The sequence below is a fragment of the Pusillimonas caeni genome (assembly GCF_003545815.1).
Taxonomy (GTDB): Bacteria; Pseudomonadota; Gammaproteobacteria; order Burkholderiales; family Burkholderiaceae_B; genus Pusillimonas; species Pusillimonas caeni.
On sequence record NZ_PDUW01000005.1, the window covers coordinates 276,482 to 298,645 of the forward strand.

A 22,164-nucleotide genomic window follows, 5' to 3' on the forward strand; every position below is an offset into this window, starting at 1 on the left:
TTGGCCGCCGTGACACCGTCGGCCATGGCCGGCCACTGGCTCCTGACATACTGGTAGCGGCACGTCAAAAACCCCCCATCGTTTTGATATAGGAAACTTGCCCTGGTCCCGCGAGCTGACATACGATTGCTGTTAAATCAGAACACAATAGGTTTTTGACATATGAACCTTGTCGATTTCGATGCCGGCCGCTATGAGCAACGCTATGAATACAAGGCCTTCCTCCCGAAGCCAGTGTGCCACCCATGGATCATTGCTGATCCAGAGTTGATGGATTTGCTGGGGCGTGCCGACCGCGCCCTCGGCGAACTCAACGCCTTCAGTCAATTGATTCCCGACATCGACTTTTTTATCCGGATGTATGTGGCCAAAGAAGCGACTCAATCCAGCCGCATCGAGGGAACCCAAACCAATATCGACGACGCTTTCAAGAACGTAGACGACTTGAAGCCAGAGGAACGGAACGATTGGTCCGAGGTTCAAAACTACATTCGAGCCATCAGATTTGCGATCGATTCGCTGGACACGCTTCCGCTGTCAGTGCGCCTGTTGAAACAAACACATGCCGTATTGATGCAGGGCGTGCGCGGCGAGCACAAGCTTCCGGGAGAGTTTCGCACCAGCCAGAACTGGATCGGCGTCAGCCTCAGACACGCCGCGTTCGTGCCACCGCACCACGAACACGTGCCCGGACTGATGGGTGATCTGGAGAAATTTCTACATACAGAGGATTTCTTCGTACATCCGCTGGTGCGTATCGCAATAGCACACTATCAGTTCGAGACCATTCATCCCTTTCTGGACGGCAATGGTCGCCTGGGACGCTTGCTGATTTCGCTTTATCTGGCCTCCGAAGGCTTGCTTCACAAACCGGCGCTGTACCTGTCGGACTACTTTGAGCGCAATAAAACAGCTTATGTGGATCATTTGATGGCAGTACGCCACGGCAACCACGTGCGCGAATGGCTGATCTTTTTCTTGTTCGGCGTAGAAGAAACCGCAGGCGCCTCGGCCTCTGTATTCCGGGCCATCATCGACTTGAAACAGCGTATTGAGCGCGACGTTTTACCTCGCTTGAGCGCTCGCCGTCAGGACAATGCCCACACCCTGATGCGTCATCTATATGCCCAGCCGGTCATCGACGTGAAATGGGCGACCAGCACCCTGGGCACAGCCACCAATACCGCGGCCGCGTTGATCGCCGATATGGTCGCCTTCGGTGTGCTGGTGGAAATCACCGGGCAGCGCCGCAATCGACTGTTTATCTTCGAAGATTATTTGAAGCTGTTCAGATCGCCATCGGCCGCCGGTTGAAATTTTCAGCATAATGCAGCGCTGCTTCCTTATCGGACGCCGCCATTTTCGCCTCAACGCCCGGACTCAATCCGGGCCTGGATCGCCTTGGCCGCCGTGACACCGTCGGCCATGGCCGTCACCACGCAGGGATGGAAGCGCTGCGCCACCTCGCCGATGGCGTAAACACCCTCGCAATTCGTCTCGGCCGTGGCCATGTCGGTCTGGACGAAACCCCGACCGGACCGCGCCAGCCCCAGGCTCTCGGCGAAACCCACGCAAGGCTCCCAGCCGTAGAACACCATGATGAGGTCGTAGGAACGGCCATTGATGGTGCGCGTATGCGGATCCACCTGGTACTCGCCCCGCATCACCCGGCTTGAGGGCAGGCGCCGCACGAATTGGTGCTGCGCCCGCACCGTGCGGGCATAGACGTGGACTTCTTCGGCGCCGTGGTCCATGGCGTACAGCGCGTTCTCGAAGCCGTTGTCGCCGCCGCCCAGCACCGCCACCCGGCGCCCCTGGAAATTCTCGGCCACGATATGGTCGCCGGGGCCCACCAGCACACCGGGAAAAGGCCGCGCCCTGTCGAGGGCCGGCGCGGCGTCGGCCGAAGGCAGGCCGCGCGCCCGGGTGCCGGTCGCCAGCACCAGATGGCGGCCGCGCAGCACATTCCCTTCGCGGGTGGTCACCGCAAAGCCGGCGTCCACCGCCTCGACCGCCGTGACGGGCTGCGACAGCAGCAAGGGCACTTGCGCCCGCTGCAGGCTGATTGCGAAATTTTCGGCTACTTCGGGGCCCGTGTGCCCGGGCAGGGACGCGTTCCAATCATCTAGAAAGGGATGGGCCAGGCACAAGCCGCCCACCTGCGCGCCCGCCTCGACGAGCAGCGGCGCAAAGCCCAGCCGCGCAAGCCATAGCGCGCATGACGCCCCGCCGGCGCCGGCGCCGATGATGATGGCGTCGTATATCTGTTCGTCGTGCATCAGTCTTTTGTTCATTTCGTCCGCGCCGCATGCTGCCTGTACGGGCGAGGCAAAGGGTGAGGCCAATGATATATCATCCAACAACGCCCATTATTCCGCCACAGCCCACAAGGCCATCATGCCCACACGACGCATATTCTTTACCCAACTGGCGCTGGACGCCCGCATCGGCATTCTGGAGCACGAGCTTCGCGCCACCCAGCCGCTGCACATCGACGCCGAACTCGATGTCGATGTGAGCCAGCCGGTGCACGACCAGAACATCCAGACCGTCCTGGACTACCGCCTGCTGCGCAACACCATCGTGGACGAATGCACGCGCGCGCACGTCAATTTGCTGGAAACCCTGATCGAACGGGTGGTCGAGCGGCTGCTTCGGGAATTCCCGGAAGTGCAACGGGTTAAAATCCGCATCAGCAAACCCAGCGCGTTTTCCGACTGCGCCGCGGTGGGCATCGAGCTGGAACGCAGCCGATAGCCGACGCGGCCCCACTGCCCGGCGCCTTGCGCCGCCCTGAAGCCATGGACACCTCCAACCTCACCTCGCCGGCCTCCGCCCGGGACGATGCCGGCACGCATGCCGACGATGCGGCTGCGCGCCCCGTTCGCGACCGCCGCCAACGCACCCACGACAACAAGCTCACCAAGCGCCTGATGCGCGAAACCGGCCGCGCCATCGCCGACTTCAACATGATCGAGGAAGGCGACAAAGTCATGGTCTGCCTGTCGGGCGGCAAGGACTCCTACAGCCTGCTCGACATCCTGTTGACGCATCAGTCGCGTGCGCCGTTCAAGTTCGACATCGTGGCGGTGAACCTGGACCAGAAGCAGCCGGGCTTTCCGGACCATGTGCTGCCCGAGTATCTGGAGTCGCTGGGCGTGCCCTTCCATATCGAGACCCAGGATACTTATTCGGTGGTCACGCGCGTCATCCCCGAGGGCAAGACCATGTGCTCGCTGTGCTCGCGCATGCGCCGGGCGATTCTATATCGTGTGGCCGCCGAGCTCGGCGCCACCAAGATCGCGCTGGGCCATCACCGCGACGACATCCTGGCCACCTTCTTCCTGAACCTGTTCTACGGCGGGCGCATGAAGGCCATGCCGCCCAAGCTGATGTCGGACGACGGCAGGAACATCGTCATCCGGCCCCTGGCCTACGTGCCCGAAAAAGACCTGATCGCCTACGCCAAGCTCAAGGAATTTCCCATCATTCCCTGCAACCTGTGCGGCTCGCAAGAGAATCTCAAGCGCCAGGAAATGAACCGCATGATTGCGGAATGGGACAGGAAAATGCCCGGCCGCTCGTGGAATGTATTCGGCGCGCTGAACCGTGTGGTGCCTTCGCACCTGATGGACAACACGCTGTTCGATTTCGCCGGACTGAAAGCCACGGGCGTCGCCGACGAGGACGGCGACATGGCCTTCGACGCCGAAGACTTCGATGCTCCGATCGGAGGTTTCGAACACGAAGACGGCGGCGACGGCAGCGATGCAGACCGGGAAGCGCAACCCGCCGGCGCAAAGCGGCCGGTCGTCTTCATGACTGACTTGCGCGCAGAACGCAACGGCTGAACCACGGCGGCACATCGCCGCCGGCAACGATCAGCGCGGCTCGTCCATGCCCTCCCAGCGGGGGCCTTCTATGTGGATGTCGAACAGATCGAGGACGCGGGCGATCGTGTGATCGACCATCTCTTCGATGGTGGCGGGATGATGGTAGAAGGCGGGCAGGGGCGGAAACACGATGCCGCCCATCTCCGTCACCGCCGTCATATTGCGCAAATGGGCCAGGTTGAAAGGCGTCTCGCGCACCATCATGACGAGGCGGCGGCGCTCTTTCAGCGTAACGTCGGCCGCGCGGGTGATGAGATTGTCGGACAGGCCGTGCGCCACCGCCGACAGTGTGCGCATCGAGCAAGGCACGACGACCATGCCCATGGTGGCAAAGCCGCCGCTGGCCAGCGCGGAGCCCACGTCGCGAAAGCTGTAGACATGGTCGGCCATGTCGTACACCTGCTGGCGCTGCAGGCCGAGCTCGTACTTGACGTTCAGCACGCCCGGCGGCGACACCACCAGATGGGTCTCGATGCCGCCCACGCCGCGCACCGCCTGCAGCATGCGGGTGGCATAGACGGCGCCCGTTGCGCCGGTGACGCCCACGACAAGCCGGCGCTTTGCACTCATGCGAAAAGCGCCGCGCCGGAGCGGGCTTGGGCGTGGGCGTGGGCCACAGCCTGGACGGCGGAGCCGGAGAAGGCCCGAACCAAGGACTTGCTACAGGCGAGCGCGCTGCGCTTACTCATCGCCGAGCGCGCCGGCCTCTTTGAGCACGTCTACCAGTTCGCCGCTTTCGTGCATCTCGGCAATGATGTCCGAGCCGCCCAGGAACTCGCCAGCGACGTAGAGCTGGGGAATCGTGGGCCAGTTGGCATACTCTTTGATGCCCTGGCGCACTTCCTCGTCTTCGAGCACGTTGACCGTAACCAGCTTGGTGACGCCCGACGCCTTGAGGATCTGGATGGCGCGGCCAGAGAAGCCGCATTGCGGGAATTGCGCGGTGCCCTTCATGAAGAGCACGACGGGATGGGTGGTGACCGTCTCGCGAATGAAATCTTGGACTTCGCTCATGATGTTCAGTATCTCCAGGAAATATGCTTCATTATAGGTTGCCGCCGGAAATCCGTTCTAGTCCGGCTGGGATGTCGGCTTGCCGCAGGAAAGCCGGGTTATCCATCGTTCAGCGTCCCGCCGGAAATCCTTTCGATCCCGGCCAGGTCGCGCAGGCTGTCCACCCGCCCGAAGCCGGCCTTGAGCAGGAATCGGCGCACGTCGGCCGCCTGGTCATAGCCGTGCTCCATCCACAAGCCGCCCCCCGGCGCAAGCCAATGCGGCGCCTGCGCGGCAATGTGCGCCAGCGCGGCCAGGCCGTCGGCGCCGTCCGTCAGCGCGCCCGGGGGCTCGAAACGCAAATCGCCCTGGGCAAGGTGGGGGTCGCCGTCTCGAATGTACGGGGGGTTGGATACGATCAGGTCGAAAGGCCGCTGCCCTTCCAGGGCCTGAAACCAGCTTCCGGGCAAAAACTCGACCCGCGCCCCCAGCGCCCGGGCATTGCGCCGCGCCACGCCCAGCGCCGCCTCGCTCAGGTCGGTGGCCACCACTTCGGCATCCGGCCGCGCCAGCGCCACGGAGACCGCGATGGCCCCGCTGCCCGTACCCAGATCGAGCACACGCGGGCGCTCCGCACCCTGCCGCGCCAGCTCGCCAAGCGCGGTTTCGACCAGCAGTTCGGTCTCGGGCCGCGGAATCAGCACACCCGGCTCGACGACGAAACTGTGGCCCATGAACTCGCGCCGGCCGGTGAGATAGGCCATGGGTTCGCCTGCGAGGCGCCTGGCACATAGCGCCTCGAATTCACGCACATGCGCCTTATCGAGCGGGTCGGTGTCGTGCGCAATGAGCCAGGCGCGCGACACTCCCAGCACGTGCTGCAGCAGCATCTGTGTTTCGAGCCGGGGCAAAGGCGTGCCGCCGAGCAGGCTGCGGACACTCGCCGGCGTTTCTTCCCGGCTGCCGCCGGAGCTAGGATGATCACCCATCGACGTATCCATGCAGCTGCCCCATCGACGCCCGCTGGCCCTAGGCCTCTCCCATGGCGGCCAGCTGTTCGGCCTGATGCTCGGCGCGCAGGGCGCCGGTCAGCTCTTCCAGGTCGCCTTCCATGATGGCCTGCAGCTTGTACAAGGTAAGGTTGATGCGATGGTCGGTGACCCGCCCCTGCGGGTAGTTGTAGGTGCGGATGCGCTCGGAACGGTCGCCCGAGCCCACCAGGCTCTTGCGTTGGGCGGCTTCCTTGCTTTGCTGCTCCTGCTGCTGCTTGTCCTTCAGCCGGGCCGCCAGCACCTGCATGGCCTTGTCCTTGTTGCGGTGCTGCGAGCGGTCGTCCTGGCACTCGACCACCAGGCCGGTCGGCAAGTGGGTGATGCGCACCGCCGAATCGGTCTTGTTGACGTGCTGTCCGCCCGCTCCGCTGGCGCGGAAGGTATCGATGCGCAGTTCGGACGGGTTGATGACGATGTCGCTCTGCTCGTCCGCCTCGGGAAGCACCGCCACCGTGCACGCCGACGTATGGATGCGGCCTTGGGTTTCCGTCTCGGGCACGCGCTGCACCCGATGCGCCCCCGATTCGAACTTGAGCCGGCCGTAGACGGCGTCGCCGTCGATGCGGGCGATGACTTCTTTATAGCCGCCCACCTCGGACATGCTTTCAGACATGAGTTCCACCCGCCAGCCCCGGCTTTCGGCGTAGCGGGTGTACATGCGCAGCAGATCGCCGGCGAACAAGGCGCTTTCGTCGCCGCCCGTGCCCGCGCGAATCTCCAGGAACACATTGCGGCCATCATCGGGATCGCGCGGCAGCAGCAACACCTGCAGCTCGTCCTCCAGAGACTCGATGCGGTCCTTGCCGAGCTGGTACTCTTCTTCAGCCATGGCTTTCATTTCCGGATCGGCCATCATCTCCTGCGCCGCTTGCACGTCAGCCTCGGCGCGCACATATTCATTGAATGCCTGGACGACCGGATCCAGTTCGGCGCGCTCGCGCGACAGCTTGCGGAACTTGTCCATATTGCCCGCTATTTCGGGCTCGGCAAGCATGGCATCGATTTCGATCAGCCGGTGAGCAAGCTGCTCCAACCGGCTGCGCATGGAACTTTTCATAAGGGGAAAAGGAATGTTTTCAGAAGGAAAGAACGCGCAGACGGGGCCAGGGCGGCGCCGCTAACGACGGCGTTCGGCACGGGGCAGCAGGCGCGGCAGAAGACTTAGAAGCTGCTCGCGCTCGGCTTCTTCGCTGCGGTTGAGCGCCGCCAGCGGACCGTGCATGTATTTTTGAGTAAGGCTGTGGGCCAGCTGCTCGAGCACTACCTCGGGCGCTTCGCCCTTGGCGAGCAGGCGCCGCGCCTTGTCGAGCTCGGCCTGGCGGACCTGGTCGGCTGCCTGATGGATGTCGACGATGGCCGGCACGATCTGGCGGTTTTGCAGCCAGTGCATGAAATTCTGCACCCGCGTCTCGATGATGGCCTCGGCCTGCACCACCGCCGCCCGCCGGGCGTCGGTGCCGCTTTGCACCATGCGGCCCAGATCGTCGACCGAATACAGATACACGTCGGCCAGGCGGCCGACCTCGGTCTCGATGTCGCGCGGCACGGCCAGGTCGATCATGACCATGGGCTTGTGGCGCCGCGAGCGCGTAGCCCTTTCCACCATCCCCAGGCCGAGGATGGGCAGGGAGCTGGCCGTACAGGAAACGATGACGTCGAAATCGGCCAGCCGGTCGGGCAGGTCGGTGAGCTTCATGGCCTTGGCCGTGAAGCGCGAAGCCAGGATATCGGCCCGTTCGATCGTGCGGTTGGCCACCACCATATTGCGCGGCTTGAGCGCCGCAAAATGCGTGGCGCAAAGTTCGATCATCTCGCCCGCGCCCACGAACAGCACATTGGTTTGCGACATGTCGCCGAACACGCGCTCGGCCAGCCGCACCGCGGCAGCCGCCATCGACACTGAATTTGCGCCGATCGCCGTTTGCGAGCGAACCTCTTTGGCCACCGAGAATGTGCGCTGGAACAACTGATGCAGCAGCGTTCCCAAGGCGCCCGCCTCGTTCGCGGCGCGCACCGCTTCCTTCATCTGGCCCAGGATCTGCGGCTCGCCCAGCACCATGGAGTCGAGCCCGCTGGCCACGCGAAAAGCGTGGCGCACCGCCTCGTTGTGCTGATAGCGGTATAGATGGGGCTGCAGGCTGCCCGATTCGACACGATTGAAATCGGCCATCCAGGCCGGGATCTTGTCGGATACATGCGGCTCGGCCGCGCAGTAGATTTCGGTGCGGTTGCAAGTGGACAGAATGGCCGCCTCGCGCACCGATGAGCCGAACGCGGACTTCAAGCCCTCGAGCGCCGGCCGCAGGACGTCCAGCGGCATGGACACGCGCTCGCGCACCGACACCGGCGCGGAGACATGGTTCAAGCCGAAGGTAAGGACGTCTACGGACATAAAAGAGAGCGGATAAGGACGAAGGGCACATAGTTGGCCCAACTGACCACGATTATACCCCCAGGGCGTCCCCGGGAAAACCCTTGGTTACCTTCGCGCTTTCAAGCGCTCGTCCCGGGAATCGGCAAAATAGTAGCGACCTTGGGTCATGACGGCCAGCAAGGCATGGACGACCGCCGCGACGGCAAAGGCGATATAGCCCGACAGCCCGCGAAGTATCGAGTCTCCCGCAAACGACCAGGCCAACGACCCGATCATTGTCGCCGTTACCAGCGCGATGATGCCGACCGGGTTGTATTTGCGCAGCCGGGACGAACGGTACTCGATCGGCCCGTCCACGATCTTGAGCGCCTTGCGCACGATGAGCAGGTCTGAAACCAGGCAGCCGACCCACGCAAGCAGGAAGATCCCGTTCCACTCCAGAAAGAGAGTGAGGTTTCCAAGCACATCGAGCACCATCAAGACAACCACCGCAATGAGCACGGCAATGGTCCAGAAACGGCGGCCAAGCTTCGAGCCCCCGAACTGCCCCGAGGCGGAAGCAAAAGCTATCGAGCCCAAGTGGATATTGGTGAGGTTGATGCGTACCTGCGAAACCCAGGCCAGCGCCACACCCAGCGCCAAGCCGAGAAGGCTCACAAAATAGATGCCCGGATTGATCTCGCCCGTTGCACTGGCGAAATACATGCCCATCGGAATGGCCACAAAATACATCAGCGCGTACGGAAGCACGACAGTCACCCAGGAAGCCCGCCGGTACGACTCGTGCTTGATATAGCGGTTGTAATCGGCGCTTTCAAGCGGGTTCAGGCCCACGATGGACGACAAGGTTCCCATGATGGCGATCACTCCCACCCAGCCGCCGGTCGTCAGTTCGGGCGGCTTCAGCGCCGATGCGTCGGTGATATGTTCCGGCATATGCCCCCAGGCCAGCCAGATCGCCACGGCGATCAAGGGCAGATAGAGCAGCGTCGACCAGCTCAAGAGTTTCGAAATATTCGCTATGCCGCCCCATACCATCGGAATGAAGATGGCCGCCACGAAGACATACCAGATGATGTCGGGCAAGTCCCACACCAGCGCGATATTGGTGGCGAGGATCTGCGCCTCGGTCGCCGCCAGGATGACAAAGGTGACGCCATAGATGAGCGTGGTCAGCACGCTGCCTATGGAACCAAAGCCGCAGCCGCGCGTCATGAGTTCGGCCGTAAGGCCCTCGCGGGACGCGGCGAAGCAGGTGATCCAGCACAACGACGTCGTCAGCACGAACCCTATCGACACGCCTATCCAGGTGGCCGTCGCACCGTAATTCTGCAGGAACAGGCCGCCCAGGAAAAGAAAGAAGAAGGCCGTGACGATCCCGACCAGAACCGAGAGGATAGACCCCGTGCCGCGCTTTTCGGATTCGGGCACACGCGTCCGGGCATAATCGTCCAGCCTGTGCTGGGCATCGTGCTCGTGGCCCTCAAAGGAATTTGTTTCCGCACGATCCGTTACGAAATGACCGCTCATTCGCCCTCCTTTGCGGCATCGCCCAGTTCAATCATCGCGTCGGAAGAAGTCAGCACCCGCCCGAACGCCTCCGCCATCAGGTCCAGCTCCATGCTGCACCATTGCTCGGCCGTGGCGCCGGCGTGATCGTAGGAACTGACCCCATCGGCAATGACCGCAATATCGTAATGGCGGTGGTAGGCCGCCCGAACCGTGCTGTCGACACACCAGTTCAGCACCGTGCCCGTAAACATCAGTTGCGACACCTTCAGCGCATCGAGCACCTCGGCCAGACTCGACTCGGCAAAGCAGTCGTATCCGGGCTTGTCGATGACGTGCTCGCCCGGTGCGGGAGCCAATTCCGGCGTCACTTGCACCGCATGCGCATTACCTAGGAACTCGAAGTCGGGAGACTCGATGTCCATGCCGCGCTGTCTTGCAATGCGCCAATAGAAACGATGGGTTCCCTCTTCGCCGGAAATGCAGAAACGTGTGTACACGACGGGTATGCCATGGTCTCTGCAATATTGAATGAGTCTTTTGACAGTCGGAACCTGCCGGCGCGCCATCGGCACTTCCAGAACCGCCCCCTCTTCTATGAAGCCGTTCTGCATATCGATGACGAGCAGGGCGCTCTTTGAGGGGTCCAGGCGAAAAACCGGGTCCCAGTCCCAATATCGTTTGGTCATTGCTTCCTCCACGATCTCCATGCCTTGACAGGCAAAGCGGGAAATCGAATCCATTCAAGCCATAAAACAAAAACATCACGACGGCCGGCTTGCCGTCGTGATGCCAAAGAATAAATCAATGCGTACTGTGGGCGCTATGCGGCGCACTTGCCCGGCTGCTGCAGAGGAACATTGAAGACATCGTAGCCGTACACCCAGCTTGGGTCTTCATCGTGGCGCAGCCAGGTATTGTTGTGCGAAACCTTTTGCACGCGCGATGTGCGCTCGAAGCGGTTGAGCCGATAAAGCTCATACGCCTGTTGATAATCGGCCGCACCGACCTCGTCCAGGCAGCGCACCAGCATGGCCGCGTCTTCGATGGCCATGCCGGCCCCCTGCGCCATATGCGGACGCATGGGATGGCAGGCGTCGCCCAGCAGCACCACGCGGTCTTGATGCCATACGGCCTGCGGCTTGCGCTCGTACAAGGGCCACTTGGTGACTTCTTTGGTCTCGTCGACCAGCGCCTGGACAATGGGATGGTAGTCGTGGAAGGCCTCGCGCATTTCCGCCGGCGAACTCTTTACGTGCGAGGTACCGTGGTTCCATGCCGGCTCGGGCACGCCCGTTACGTAGTAGTACTCGGACCGGTCCGCCTTGGTGTTGTACACCATCATGTGACGATCGACGGATTCGTCGTGCGTGTCCTTGGACCACCATTTGACGCAATCCTCGAATTCGAGGTCGTATTTCTTCAGGTCTTCTCCGCGAATGAGGGCGCGATGCGCCACCCAGCCGCTGTACGTCGGCTCTTCAGGCCCAAGCAGCTTTTCGCGCAGTTTCGAATCGATGCCGTCGCCGCCAATGACGTGCGTGGCGCGGTCAGTGGTGCCGTCGGCGAAATGGAGAATGACCTCGTCGGGGGTTTGCTCGATGTCGACCAGCGTTTTGCCGAAATGCAAGGTGTCGGGGTCGAGGGTGTCGATGATGAGCTGATGCAAGTCGCCGCGGTGGATCGTGATGTAGCTGTTGCCGAAGCGTTCGACGGCCGATTTGCCCAGCGGAATGCGGGAAAGATATTCGCCGGTGACCGCGTCGCGGCTGAACCAGAAATCGGGGTGGCAGCCGATGGCATTGGCCTGCTCTTCGATGCCCATGACGGCCGCCACCTTCATCACGTTGGGGCCAAGCTGGATTCCGGCGCCCAGCCGGGAAAACGCCGGAGCCTGCTCGAAAACCTTTGTCGCATAGCCGGCCTTCTGCAGCAGGCGGGCAGCCGCCGCGCCGCCCAGCCCGGCGCCGATGACGGCGATGGTTGTAGGCTTGGTCATTAGTCGCTCCTATAAATAATGACTCGTTCGGTGGACGCCGGGCTGGCTCGCGGGGTTCGGCGGCACAACTGGCGTAAAATTAAAGTGTATACGTCATATTATAAACACAGATCCTTATGCCGCAAGGACTGTTTAACCACGGTAACAATTTAGACGACTGCCGCGAAAAGCCTGCTTGGAACTCTGACAAAAACATAGCCGAAAACTCTCCCGAATACTAGAAGGAAAGTTTTTATCTATTAAATTACAGTGGCTTATATACAGCACATAGAAAGCAGCAAGAGTCCTACCGAGCCCTCTCGACACGTAGCGCAAGGACTTAGACCTACCCAAAACCAGTCGGAGATTATTCGAACGAAGCCTTAAGAAGCTGCAATTTTATAGCGTGTACATTATTTAATGCCAGAAATACGAGGTCGCGTTACATATTCGGATGGAGACCGGCACGAGACATGCAGCCGCTCCAGCCCATATTTAGAAGGAGGCATACACGCAGGCGATTGAAACCACGACGCCAGTGCAGTGCCGAGCGGAGGCATCCCGCATCGAAAAGCAGGATCTATCCCACATTAAAAATGAGTGTTCAGCGCAGGCCAAAAAATTCGTGTATCATCTCGCTTTTACTGGCCTGGTAGCTCAGTTGGTAGAGCAGCGGATTGAAAATCCGCGTGTCGGTGGTTCGATTCCGCCCCAGGCCACCATCCCCTCTTCCCTCCCTGTCTCACCAAGTCCCATTTTCACTGCAAAAACAAGGGCTTGCGTCAGAAATCCATCCCAAGCTGTCTCATCGGATTCCACTGAATGCCGGGCTTTTTGTTCCCTGTTGCGTTCCCTTAACCTATTCCCAATTTCCACAGGGAACAAATCGGGAGCTCAGCGATGAAACTCACAGCCAAGACCATAGAGCTTGCTCAACCTGCAAACAAAGAGTATCTGCTGTCAGACGGTGAGAAGTTGTACCTTCGCGTTCATCCAAGCGGTGGAAAAAGTTGGCAATTTAACTATACAAGCATCGAAGGCAAGCGGGTCAAACTAACACTCGGAGCCTATCCAGAGATATCCCTTGCCAGCGCCCGCGAGCTCGCAGCAGAACAGCGGCGACACCTCGCAATGGGTAAAGATCCTCGCGTCCGAAAACTGGAAGAACAGCAGGAAGCCCGACGCCACGCACTGGCCACCTTCGAGAAGGTCGCACGAGAATGGCACGCTCATGCAAAGAAAGTTCATGAATGGAGCGAGGACTACAGCCAGAAAATCCTGCGGCAACTGGAGCTGCATGCTTTCCCGCGGCTCGGCCGCCACCCCATCGGCTCACTGAACCGGCTGGATGTCCTGCAATGCCTGGAGGCCGTTTCTCTTGCCGGCACCCGGGAAACCGCCATCCGGCTGCGGGAAAGCCTCCAACGCGTCTTTGCCCGAGCGGTCACTGTGGGGCTGCTGGAGCCCGGCGAAAACTATATGGCGAAAGGCGTGGCCGATTTCAAGCTGCGCAGCCCGATAGTGAAGCACTACGCTACCATCCTGGAGCCCACCAAGATTGGTCAACTGATGCGCGACATCCGAGGATACACAGGGCACTACATCGTCTGCTGCGCGTTGCGGATCATGCCCTATGTGTTTCAGCGCCCAGGACAGATACGCATGATGGAATGGGAGCAGCTCGATCTTGACGCCGGCATTTGGATTTGCCCGCCCCGCATGATGAAGATGCGGGAAGCCCACAAGAACAGTGGGCAAGCCGCGTCACACGTCGTTCCCCTGCCCGCGCAAGTCGTCGACATCCTTCGACAGCTCCACACAGTCACCGGGCCGACCGGTCCCGTGTTCAAAAGCGTATCACGTCGGCAAGGCAAAAACGGCTACTCACGCTACATCTCGAACAACACCATGAACAGCGCCTTGCGCGCCTTGGGCTATGACACTCAGACGGACATTACCGGCCACGGCTTCAGAGCAATGGCGCGAACGCTCATCCGGGAAAGGTTGGGATGGGATAGGGAAATGATTGAAAAGCATTTGGCCCACGTCTCGGACGAAGAACTGGGGGAAGCCTACGACAGAACCCGCTTCATCGAACAGCGTCATGAAATGGCGCAGGCATGGGCTGATTATCTAGATCAACTGGCAGAAAGAGAGACCTTCGTCGCGCAAAGTCGAGCACCTTCACTCTCCCACTCCACGCCAGGCGCCAAGAAGGGGCTTTCCGCATCATCGCACACGCTTCAGTAGCGCACTTTTCGTACTTTGGCTCCCTGGGAGCTGGTGATCGTCGCGCAGGACTCCATCAGTTTAAAACCTGTCGGGTTCTGCGCCCACTCCTCCAGATCAGTGCGGCGCCAGCCTTTTGCCGCTCCTCCTAGAGAAACAGGCGCGGGAAAGCTACCATCAGCGATGCGTCGATATAGAGTGGATCGGCTGAGCGCCGTCATCCTAAGTACATCTCGCATGCGATAGAACATGGGAATTGTGCTGTCGGTTTCACGGTTAGATTGCGCCGAAGGATGTCCAGTATGGAGCATTTGACTCTCCTAATGTGTCGTTCGGTGCCAGATTGCCCCAGGAAGGTCTGTGCGTACACTTGCTGCGGCGTACTCGGGCGCAGTAGGCGCGACCATACGTGCCTAAGCGGGTTTTGATGCGCGGTTACTACTCCCGCCACTTCTTCTAAATCCTCGATCCCCTGCCATGAATGCCTCCAGCATGTGCGGAATCAACGTCACGGCATCCACAGTCTCCCCGTAAGTCTGCGCATGCAACGCTGCATAGCGGTCAAGATCGGCTTTCAGGCTGGCCGGGCATGTAAAGGTCAGTTTGACGGTTGTGGTTGTAGGAAGCGGCCCAAGCCGCAGCTTTTTTACAGTGGTCATTGTGACGCTCCCTTGCTGAAAAACAATGGCTGGTACGGCCTGAGTACCAAATCCTTGTTAACAATGATCCGCACCGGCAAACCGAGGCGGCTGGTCAAGGTGGGCTGGATATTCATGTTGCGCCGGGTCATTTCCTGGCCGACTTGATTGATGCTGTCCTGGGCGCTGTCGCGCCCGGCGATGATGATGCGGTCGCCATCCTGCCGATTCTCCGGGGCGGCCAGCTCGGCGCCGACACCCAAGAGCGTCGTCAATACGGCGCCGCCGACGATGCGATCCCAATGCCAGTCCACGCCATCCTCCAGGCCCGCATAGCCCGCCGGGTCGCTGCCCACCAGATTGTCCAGCGTCAGTGAGGACGTATCCGGCAGGATAATGCGGTTCCACACCACCTGCACCCTGCTTTGCCCGTAGCTCACCTGGCTGTTGTAGCGGCCCAGGATGCGTGAGCCTTGCGGAATCAACAGGTGCCTGCCGGTCGCGGAGTCATATACAGGTTCGGTGACGGTGCCGATCACATCACCCGGCAAATCGGACTTGATGCCTGTCACCAAGGCGGCGGCGATGACCGTTCCGGCCATCACCTGATAAGGCGAAGCCGGCATTTGCAAATCCCCGGAATTACGAGTTTCTGTAGAACCGGATTGCAGGAAGGCTTCTTTCTGATCTTGCCGGTTCTGCACGGCAGTGGGGTCGGTGGATTGTGCCGCTGTCGAGGTCGGCCCGGCGGCCAGCGGGTCAAAGGCGGCCAAGGTGCTGTCCATTCCGGGCGCGCCAAGTCTCGCTTGCGCAGCCGTCGCTGTGGGTGGGCCGGACTGGCCCTGGCCGGTGCGGAAGAACACCGATGAGGCGGCGGCCGCGTCGGCCTCCTTGCGCAAGGCTTCGCGCTCGGCGGCTTCGGCGTCAATGCCAGGCGGCACGTAGGTGGCGACCGTCGGCTGCTGCGTGTTCACGATGGCCGGCCCCAGATCGCCCGGCAACGGCGGCCCGAGTTCGGGCACGTCGACCGGCACATCCGGGGCGGGTAGCATGGAATAGTCCGCAGGCAACGCATCGAGTCCTTCCGACTTCGATACCCGGTCTACGTTGTAAAGCTCGGTCTGTTCGCCCGCGCCGCGCCGCTGCGGTTGCAATGACCAGATCGTAGCACCCAGCACCGCGACGGCCAGGCCGCCGGTGAGCATGGCCAGCGAGCGCCGGTTCAGCCGCGTGACCGGGCGCGGCTGGGCACGCAGCGCGACGGTTTCGGGCGCGACCTTGGCCGCCTGTGGAGCAACGTCATCGGGCGTGTGTTCTTCGCTCATGCTCAGTTCCTCCGCGCCACGCCGTCGGTGCGCTCGATACGCACCATGTCGCCCTTATCGCCGCCCAGACGCAGTTCAGCCGCGCCGAACAGCCGATCCACGATGTAGTACGGCGAACGGAAGCGGTAGTTCACCAACTGGCCATCGCCTTGCGCGCCAATAACGAATAGCGGCGGCAATTCGCCTTGGGCGATCCCGGACGGGAACTGGATATAGACCTTCTCGCCATCATCGAAGGCGCGCAGCGGCTTCCAGGGCGGATTGCTGCCGCTGAGCGCGTACCGGAAGCGAAGATTCTCCAAGGCCAGCCCCGCATCCACGGGCGCGGCGGCTTGCGCTGCTTGGTTCTGGCGCTGCAAGGCCAACATGCGGTCTTTGGGGTACTCCCAGGACACCGACGCCATCCATGTCTTCTCAGTGGAAGTCAGCTCCAACAGGTAGGTACGGCGGTTGGTGGTGATTACCAAATTCGTCTTCAGCCCGGAACGAATCGGTTTGATAAGCACGTTGATGCGCAAATCCGCGCCGCTGCCGCTGGAGGTATCCCCCACAATCCAGCGCACCGTGTCGCCTGCGGCGACAGTAACCAGCTCCTCGCCGGGTTGCAGCGCGATCACCGTCACGCGCCCGACTCCCGTATAGACCTGATAGAGCGCCCCGTCGCTGTAGGGCCAGACCTGAATCGCGTTGACATAGCCCTCGCGGGTGGGCGCGATGCGGGCTTCGGCGTTGGCGCGGGATACCCGCACGGTTTCATCTGCGGGTTCCGGCGTTGGTTTGCCGCCTTCCGTGCCCGGCAAGGGTTTCAGTTGCGCGGGCAGCGCCAGCGGTTCCGGTACGGCAATCACTTCGACGGGGCTGGGCGGCTCGGGCAGCAGTTCAGCCTGTATCGGCTCATCCAGCGAAATCGCCGGTGGCGGTTTGCCCTGAGTAGCGCAACCCGCCAGGACGATCAGGGTCAAAGGCAAGATGTAAAAACGGATGGACGGTGTCATCGCTGGACTCCTTCGGACGAATCAAGTTCACGGCTCCACGACAGACCATTGACGTAAAGCCCCAGAGGGTTTTTGCGCAGACGCGTTTCGGTGCGTGGCGGCTGATGCACGATGGACACCACCGCCGTCCAGCGTTCCAGACCGGCAGAGGCGCCATTGACGTAGCGGCGTTCCGTCCAGCGCACGTTGAAGGACGTATCGCTCGCGCGCACGACACTGGTGATCTGCACCGTCACCGACTCTTTGCCGATGCGAGTGAAGGGATCGTTCACCCTGGCGTAGTCATTGAGCACGGCCGCACCCTTGTCCGTGGTGTAGTCGTAGGCATCCAGCCAGTTTTGGCGCACCACAATGGGGTCGATGGATAAGGCGCGCACCAGGCCAATGAAACGGGCGATGTGGTGGGCGATCTGCGCATCGTTGGGCCGGTATGGCGTGGCGGCTTCGCCCACCGCCCGTACCTGGCCGGCGTTATCCACCTCCACGACATAGGGCGTGACAATGGATTGCGCCGAGCGCCAAACCAGACCACCGGCCATGAGCAGCGCCAGCAGCAAGCAACCGAAGGCCATCAGCCGCCAGTTTCTGGCCTGTACGCGGGCCGAGCCGATACGATCGTCCCAGACCTGGGCGGCGGATTGGTAAGGGGTCGCCGGTTGCGGCGATTCGGCATAACGCACCAGCGGTCGTTTGAAACGCATGTGTGTATCTCCTTATGAATCTGCATCACGCAGGCTCGGGCCTTGGCCCGCGCCGCCACCGTCGCCCCCGCGCAGCGTGTGGGCGGCGGTCGTGGCGGCTTGCGTCAGTTGTTGTCGGCGATGCAGGCGCTTGGCCCAGGCGGGTTGGGCGCTCGGGCCAGCCGCTGCGGTTTCGGTGGAAGTGCCTGGCCCGGAGCCAGAGGCCGAACCAGAACCAGCGGGCGTGCCCTTTAATCCGCCGCTGGCCGCCGAACCGGCCTGGAAGGCGGAACGGGTACCACCCACGGTCGAGCCTACGGAACGCGCCGCACCCGCAGCCATGCGGGCGGCGCCCGGCATCATGCGTGCGCCGGCGGCTACCGCACCGCCAACACCCGTGGCGGCCGCGCCAAGGGCGACGGCGGCTCCTGCGGCCCCCACGGCGGCTCCAGCCATGGAGCCGGCGCCCAACTGCGGCCCGCCGGATACCAGCCCGGTGGCAATGCCTGGCCCGAAGATCCCCAGTGCGAGCAAGGACAACGAGGCCAGCATAATGACCAGCGCGTAATCGACAGACGGCTCATCGGGATGCACCTGGAACTCAGCAAACAAACCACTGCCAATCCCTACGATCACCGCTAGCACCAACACCTTAACGCCCGAGGACACGACATTTCCCAGCACCTTCTCAGCCAGAAAGGAGGTCTTATTCCACAGCGCAAACGGCACCAGTACGAATCCAGCCAGCGTTGTCAACTTGAACTCGATGAGCGTCACAAAAAGCTGGATGGCGAGCACGAAGAAGCTCAGCACCACCACCATCCAGGCGAGGAATAGCACGACGATGGGGTCGATGTTGGTGAACACTTCCGGAAAGCCCGCCATATCGCCGATCTGCTCCAGAATCGGCGCACCGGCATCAATTCCGGTTTTGGCGAGCCGTCCCGGCTGCAAGAAGTTGCCCATGGTGAGCGACGAACCGGAGGCGACCAGGCCCAGCCCCGCGAAGGATCGGAACAGGATGCTCGCCAGCGTATTGAAATTGCCAATGATGTAGGCAAACGCCCCGACGTAGAGCACCTTGCGAAGCAGCTTCGCGATCACATCGTCGCCCTGGCTGCTGGCGTGATTCATCGCCCAGAACAGACCAGCCAGCGTCATGTCGATGACGATGAGCGTGGCGGTGAGGAACGCCACCTCGCCTTGCAGCAGGCCAAAGCCTGAGTCGATGTACCGCGAGAAGGTATCCAGAAACCGGTCAATGACCGCCACGTCGTTCATGGTGTAGACGCTCCCGGTCAGTTGCCGTAGAAATCCACAACCTGCGGCGTGTATGGCGTGCCGGTGCCCTGGAAGCGCCGCCGCACTTCGCGGGCGCGCTCGGTGGCCGCCGCCTGCTGCGCAAGTTCCAGGGACGCGGCGCGATCCTGGGTAATCTGAAGCTGCTGCGCTTGGATGGCCTGCTTGGCCTGCAAGGCCAGCAACTGGTTGGTCGCCTGCGTGGCCTGTAACGCCCCTTGCGCCGACTGGCTCTGGTTCACCAGATCCGCCAGCGCGCTTTCATCAGCGTGGAGGTTCTGCGAGGCTTGGGCCTGTACGCGCATGGCGGTGTGCAGGCCATCGAGCGTGTTCTTCCAGCGCTCGCGGGCATCCTGGGCCATGTGGTCGCCGCTCACGGTGGCCGCGTACTGCTCGGGATAGAGGCGCGCGAACTCACGATTCAGATTTTCGACCTCATAGGCCAGCCCTTGCGCCTGGGCGATTTGCTGTTCGGTCGCCGCCAGGGTCGAACGCAGGCGGCTGACGATATCGAAGTCTAGGCTGGTCAGGTTACGTGCCTGGTTCATCAGCATCTGCGCTTCGTTCTGAAGCTGGTTGATCTGATTATTGATCTGTTGCAGCGTGCGAACGGCGGTCAGTGTGTTCTGCGTATAGTTGGAAGGATCGAAGACGGTACGCCAGCCCCAAGCGGGCGAGGCGGCCAGCAAGGACGCCGTGAACACGGCGGCGAGCGACAGGGAAGGTGAGTGGGTTCTCATGGCAGGGACTCCTGTGATGAAGAAGAAAGAGAGGATGGCAAACCGGGGAACTCGGGCAACAGGTCAGCCGCCCAATCCAGGCCGCGATGGCGCAGCCAAGCGCCTGCGAAGCCAGGCCCGCCGGCATACAGCAGAATGCGGTCGATGTCGCGCTGGTCTTGCGGGGTGGACGCCCCCGCAAAGGCAAGCGCCGCTGGCCCCAGGTCAAGATCGAACAGGCGGTTGCCCAAACGCGACTGGTAGTAGTAGTCGCGCTTCGGTTGAGCCGTGGCGACAATCTCGATCTGCCTGCTGTTCAGCCCGAAGCCCTCGTAGATCGTGCGGATCTGCGGCTCAGTCGCCTGCGGGTTGGGCAGGAAGATGCGGCTCGCACAGCTTTCGATAATGGCCGGTGCGATGCTCGAATCCTTGATGTCGGCCAGGCTTTGCGTGGCGAAGATCACCGACACGTTTTTCTTGCGCAGGGTCTTGAGCCACTGCCGGATGCGGGCGGCGAAGGATGGCTCATCGAGAAACAACCACGCCTCATCCAGAATCAAGAGGGTCGGCGCGCCATCGAAACGCTCATCGAAGCGGGCAAAGAGATAGCGCAACACCGCCTGCACGGCGGCGGGACTGTGCATCAGCTCTTCCATCTCAAAGCCTTGCACATCGGCCATGCCCAGCCGGTCATGATCGGCGTCCAGCAGCTTGCCGTGCGCCCCACCCAGCACATAGGGCGCCAACGCCTGGCGCAGCGCGTTCGATTGCAGCAGCACCGAAAAGCCAGTCAGCGTGCGCTGCTCCACCGGCGCACCGGCGAGGCTCCCCAACGCCGACCAGATGGCGGCCTTGTCATCGGGACTTACCGCCACGCCTTCATGCAGCAAGCGGCCTTCAATCCATTCGGCCGCCCCGGTGCGGTCGCCTTCGCGGTCAATGCGCGCCAGCGGCTGGAAAGCAATCTCGCCATCATTGCCCAAGTCGTAGTGTTCACCGCCCAGGCCAAGGATGGTGGCGCGCATTGAGCGCCCCATGTCAAAGGCAAAGATGCGCGAACCGGGATAACGGCGAAACTGCTGGGCCAGGACAGCGAGCAACACCGACTTGCCCATGCCGGTCGGCCCGGCGACGAGGGTATGGCCCACGTCGCCAACATGCGTGACCAGCCGGAACGGCGTCGCGCCCTCGGTGCGCGTGACGATCAATGGCGGGCCATCCAAGTGCTCGTTCCTTTCTGGACCGGCCCAGACCGCCGACACCGGCATCATGTGCGCCAGATTCAATGTAGATACAATGGGCTGCCGTACATTGGCGTAAGCATTGCCCGGTAGGGACGAGAGCCAGGCATCCACGGCGTTCAAGGTTTCGGGGATGGTCACAAAACTTCGGCCCTGAATCACGCGCTCGACCAAACGCAGCTTTTCATCTGCGATGGCGAGGTCAGCGTCCAGCACCGTCACGGTGGTCGTGACATAGCCAAAGGCCACTTGATCGCTGCCCAACTCCTGCAGGGCGGCATCCGCATCGGCGGCCTTGTTGCTGGCATCGGTATCGACCAGCGGCGACTCCTGCTGGAAAATCGTTTCCCGGAGCAACGCCACAACGTTCTTGCGCTTGGCGAACCACTGACGGCGCAGGCGGCGCAGCTCCTTTTCCGCCTCGGCTTTGTCCATGCACAGAAATCGCGTACTCCAGCGATAGGCAAAGCCAAGCCGGTTCAGGTCATCCAAAATGCCCGGCCAGGTCGAGGTCGGGAACCCCCGCACGGACACCACGCGCAAGTGGGTATCACCGAGAGTTGGCGCCAGCCCACCGACCAGTGCCGAATCAGTCAGCAGCGCATCCAAATGGAACGGCACCTCCGGCACGCCAATGCGGTAACGCCGTGTCGAGATGGTGGAATGCAGGTAGGTCAACGTCTGGCTGTTGTCCAGCCAAGCAATTTCCGGCATGACGCCTTCGAGCAGATTAAAGACCCGATCCGTCTCCGCCACGAAGGCGGCCAAGCGCTCGCGCCAGTCCACGCCTGCGGAGGGCCGGTTCTCATACAGCATCCCCGCCGCCCGGGCTCGGGATTCCTCGGGCGGCAAAAACACCAGGGTTAGGTGATAGGCACTCTCGAAGTGATTACCGGCTTCTTCAAAGGCGGCGCGGCGCTCCTGATCGACCAGCCAGGACAGACTTTCAGGAAAATCAGAATGGGGATAGTTCGCCGCCGGGCGACGTTCGGCTTCGATGAACAGCGCCCAGCCCGAGCCCAGGCGGCGTAGCGCATTGTTCAAGCGGGCGGACGTGGCAATCAGTTCGCCTTGGGTGGCACTGTCCAAGTCCGGCCCTCGAAAGCGCACCGTGCGCTGAAAACTGCCGTCCTTGTTCAGGACGACGCCGGGCGCAACCAATCCGGCCCAAGGCAGCCAGTCAGCCAACAGTGCGGGGCGCTGACGATACTCGGCAAGGTTCAGCATGGCGTCATCCCC

General features: G+C 61.8%; 21 protein-coding genes and 1 tRNA gene. 5 read left to right on the forward strand and 17 right to left on the reverse strand.

Annotation, left to right across the window (positions count from 1 at the left end; all coding sequences use genetic code 11):
- Nucleotides 1-162: 162 nt before the first annotated feature.
- Nucleotides 163-1,314 carry a Fic family protein gene (locus tag CSC67_RS13200; RefSeq protein WP_118994980.1) on the forward strand — a complete coding sequence of 384 codons (1,152 nt, stop codon included), beginning with the start codon at nucleotides 163-165 and terminating at the stop codon, nucleotides 1,312-1,314.
- Nucleotides 1,315-1,367: 53 nt separating this feature from the next.
- On the opposite strand, the gene CSC67_RS13205 is transcribed toward CSC67_RS13200, so the two are convergent.
- Nucleotides 1,368-2,294: an NAD(P)/FAD-dependent oxidoreductase gene (locus CSC67_RS13205; protein ID WP_245220229.1), complete on the reverse strand. Its 927-nt coding sequence runs from the start codon at nucleotides 2,292-2,294 to the stop codon at nucleotides 1,368-1,370.
- Between the two features lie 103 nt (nucleotides 2,295-2,397).
- Between CSC67_RS13205 and folB the strand changes: the two genes are divergently transcribed.
- Both folB and ttcA read left to right on the forward strand, forming a co-directional pair.
- Nucleotides 2,398-2,757 (forward strand): dihydroneopterin aldolase, encoded by a 360-nt coding sequence (gene folB, locus CSC67_RS13210; RefSeq protein WP_118995066.1) that lies wholly within the window; start codon nucleotides 2,398-2,400, stop codon nucleotides 2,755-2,757.
- A gap of 44 nt (nucleotides 2,758-2,801) precedes the next feature.
- On the forward strand, nucleotides 2,802-3,851 hold the full coding sequence (gene ttcA / locus CSC67_RS13215) for a tRNA 2-thiocytidine(32) synthetase TtcA (RefSeq protein ID WP_245220230.1): 1,050 nt from the start codon (nucleotides 2,802-2,804) through the stop codon (nucleotides 3,849-3,851).
- A gap of 30 nt (nucleotides 3,852-3,881) precedes the next feature.
- Here ttcA and CSC67_RS13220 read toward each other — a convergent pair whose 3' ends face one another.
- The 8 genes from CSC67_RS13220 to CSC67_RS13255 form a co-directional block, all read right to left on the reverse strand.
- Nucleotides 3,882-4,463, reverse strand: coding sequence for a UbiX family flavin prenyltransferase (locus CSC67_RS13220; protein ID WP_118994983.1), 582 nt, complete (start codon nucleotides 4,461-4,463; stop codon nucleotides 3,882-3,884).
- A 111-nt stretch (nucleotides 4,464-4,574) separates the two neighbouring features.
- Nucleotides 4,575-4,907: a Grx4 family monothiol glutaredoxin gene (grxD, locus tag CSC67_RS13225; protein ID WP_118994984.1), complete on the reverse strand. Its 333-nt coding sequence runs from the start codon at nucleotides 4,905-4,907 to the stop codon at nucleotides 4,575-4,577.
- A gap of 98 nt (nucleotides 4,908-5,005) precedes the next feature.
- A complete protein-coding gene (prmC, locus tag CSC67_RS13230) occupies nucleotides 5,006-5,875 on the reverse strand; it encodes a peptide chain release factor N(5)-glutamine methyltransferase (protein ID WP_280813471.1) in 870 nt (289 codons plus the stop codon).
- Nucleotides 5,876-5,915: 40 nt separating this feature from the next.
- Nucleotides 5,916-6,995: a peptide chain release factor 1 gene (gene prfA / locus CSC67_RS13235; protein ID WP_118994986.1), complete on the reverse strand. Its 1,080-nt coding sequence runs from the start codon at nucleotides 6,993-6,995 to the stop codon at nucleotides 5,916-5,918.
- A 60-nt stretch (nucleotides 6,996-7,055) separates the two neighbouring features.
- Nucleotides 7,056-8,330: a glutamyl-tRNA reductase gene (gene hemA, locus CSC67_RS13240; protein WP_118994987.1), complete on the reverse strand. Its 1,275-nt coding sequence runs from the start codon at nucleotides 8,328-8,330 to the stop codon at nucleotides 7,056-7,058.
- Between the two features lie 87 nt (nucleotides 8,331-8,417).
- Entirely contained in the window at nucleotides 8,418-9,842 is a 1,425-nt protein-coding gene (locus tag CSC67_RS13245; protein WP_118994988.1) for a purine-cytosine permease family protein, read from the reverse strand.
- Nucleotides 9,839-10,564, reverse strand: coding sequence for a cysteine hydrolase family protein (locus CSC67_RS13250; protein WP_118994989.1), 726 nt, complete (start codon nucleotides 10,562-10,564; stop codon nucleotides 9,839-9,841). The genes CSC67_RS13245 and CSC67_RS13250 overlap by 4 nt, the downstream gene beginning before the upstream one ends.
- An 80-nt stretch (nucleotides 10,565-10,644) precedes the next feature.
- Nucleotides 10,645-11,820, reverse strand: a complete 1,176-nt coding sequence (locus CSC67_RS13255) for an FAD-dependent monooxygenase (RefSeq protein WP_118994990.1) — start codon at nucleotides 11,818-11,820, stop codon at nucleotides 10,645-10,647.
- A 625-nt stretch (nucleotides 11,821-12,445) separates the two neighbouring features.
- Here CSC67_RS13255 and CSC67_RS13260 point away from each other — a divergent pair.
- Both CSC67_RS13260 and CSC67_RS13265 read left to right on the forward strand, forming a co-directional pair.
- Nucleotides 12,446-12,521: transfer RNA gene (locus tag CSC67_RS13260), tRNA-Phe, on the forward strand.
- A 178-nt stretch (nucleotides 12,522-12,699) separates the two neighbouring features.
- Nucleotides 12,700-14,049, forward strand: a complete 1,350-nt coding sequence (locus CSC67_RS13265) for a tyrosine-type recombinase/integrase (RefSeq protein WP_118994991.1) — start codon at nucleotides 12,700-12,702, stop codon at nucleotides 14,047-14,049.
- Here the strand turns inward: CSC67_RS13265 and CSC67_RS13270 are convergent.
- The 8 genes from CSC67_RS13270 to trbE form a co-directional block, all read right to left on the reverse strand.
- Nucleotides 14,043-14,339, reverse strand: a complete 297-nt coding sequence (locus CSC67_RS13270; protein ID WP_118994992.1) for a helix-turn-helix transcriptional regulator — start codon at nucleotides 14,337-14,339, stop codon at nucleotides 14,043-14,045. The genes CSC67_RS13265 and CSC67_RS13270 overlap by 7 nt on opposite strands.
- A 102-nt stretch (nucleotides 14,340-14,441) precedes the next feature.
- The gene (locus CSC67_RS13275; RefSeq protein WP_118994993.1) at nucleotides 14,442-14,687 is read right to left on the reverse strand and encodes a DUF2274 domain-containing protein; all 246 of its coding nucleotides are present in this window, start codon (nucleotides 14,685-14,687) and stop codon (nucleotides 14,442-14,444) included.
- The gene (locus CSC67_RS13280) at nucleotides 14,684-15,991 is read right to left on the reverse strand and encodes a TraB/TrbI/VirB10 family type IV secretion system protein (protein WP_118994994.1); all 1,308 of its coding nucleotides are present in this window, start codon (nucleotides 15,989-15,991) and stop codon (nucleotides 14,684-14,686) included. The genes CSC67_RS13275 and CSC67_RS13280 overlap by 4 nt, the downstream gene beginning before the upstream one ends.
- Nucleotides 15,992-15,993: 2 nt before the next feature.
- Complete coding sequence (trbG, locus tag CSC67_RS13285) at nucleotides 15,994-16,986, reverse strand: P-type conjugative transfer protein TrbG (RefSeq protein ID WP_118994995.1); 993 nt, start codon at nucleotides 16,984-16,986, stop codon at nucleotides 15,994-15,996.
- On the reverse strand, nucleotides 16,983-17,687 hold the full coding sequence (gene trbF, locus CSC67_RS13290; RefSeq protein WP_118994996.1) for a conjugal transfer protein TrbF: 705 nt from the start codon (nucleotides 17,685-17,687) through the stop codon (nucleotides 16,983-16,985). Before trbF ends, trbG begins: the two co-directional genes overlap by 4 nt.
- 12 nt (nucleotides 17,688-17,699) lie before the next feature.
- On the reverse strand, nucleotides 17,700-18,947 hold the full coding sequence (gene trbL, locus CSC67_RS13295) for a P-type conjugative transfer protein TrbL (RefSeq protein WP_118994997.1): 1,248 nt from the start codon (nucleotides 18,945-18,947) through the stop codon (nucleotides 17,700-17,702).
- Between the two features lie 17 nt (nucleotides 18,948-18,964).
- Entirely contained in the window at nucleotides 18,965-19,705 is a 741-nt protein-coding gene (gene trbJ / locus CSC67_RS13300) for a P-type conjugative transfer protein TrbJ (RefSeq protein ID WP_118994998.1), read from the reverse strand.
- The gene (gene trbE / locus CSC67_RS13305) at nucleotides 19,702-22,152 is read right to left on the reverse strand and encodes a conjugal transfer protein TrbE (RefSeq protein WP_118994999.1); all 2,451 of its coding nucleotides are present in this window, start codon (nucleotides 22,150-22,152) and stop codon (nucleotides 19,702-19,704) included. Before trbE ends, trbJ begins: the two co-directional genes overlap by 4 nt.
- Nucleotides 22,153-22,164: the final 12 nt, after the last annotated feature.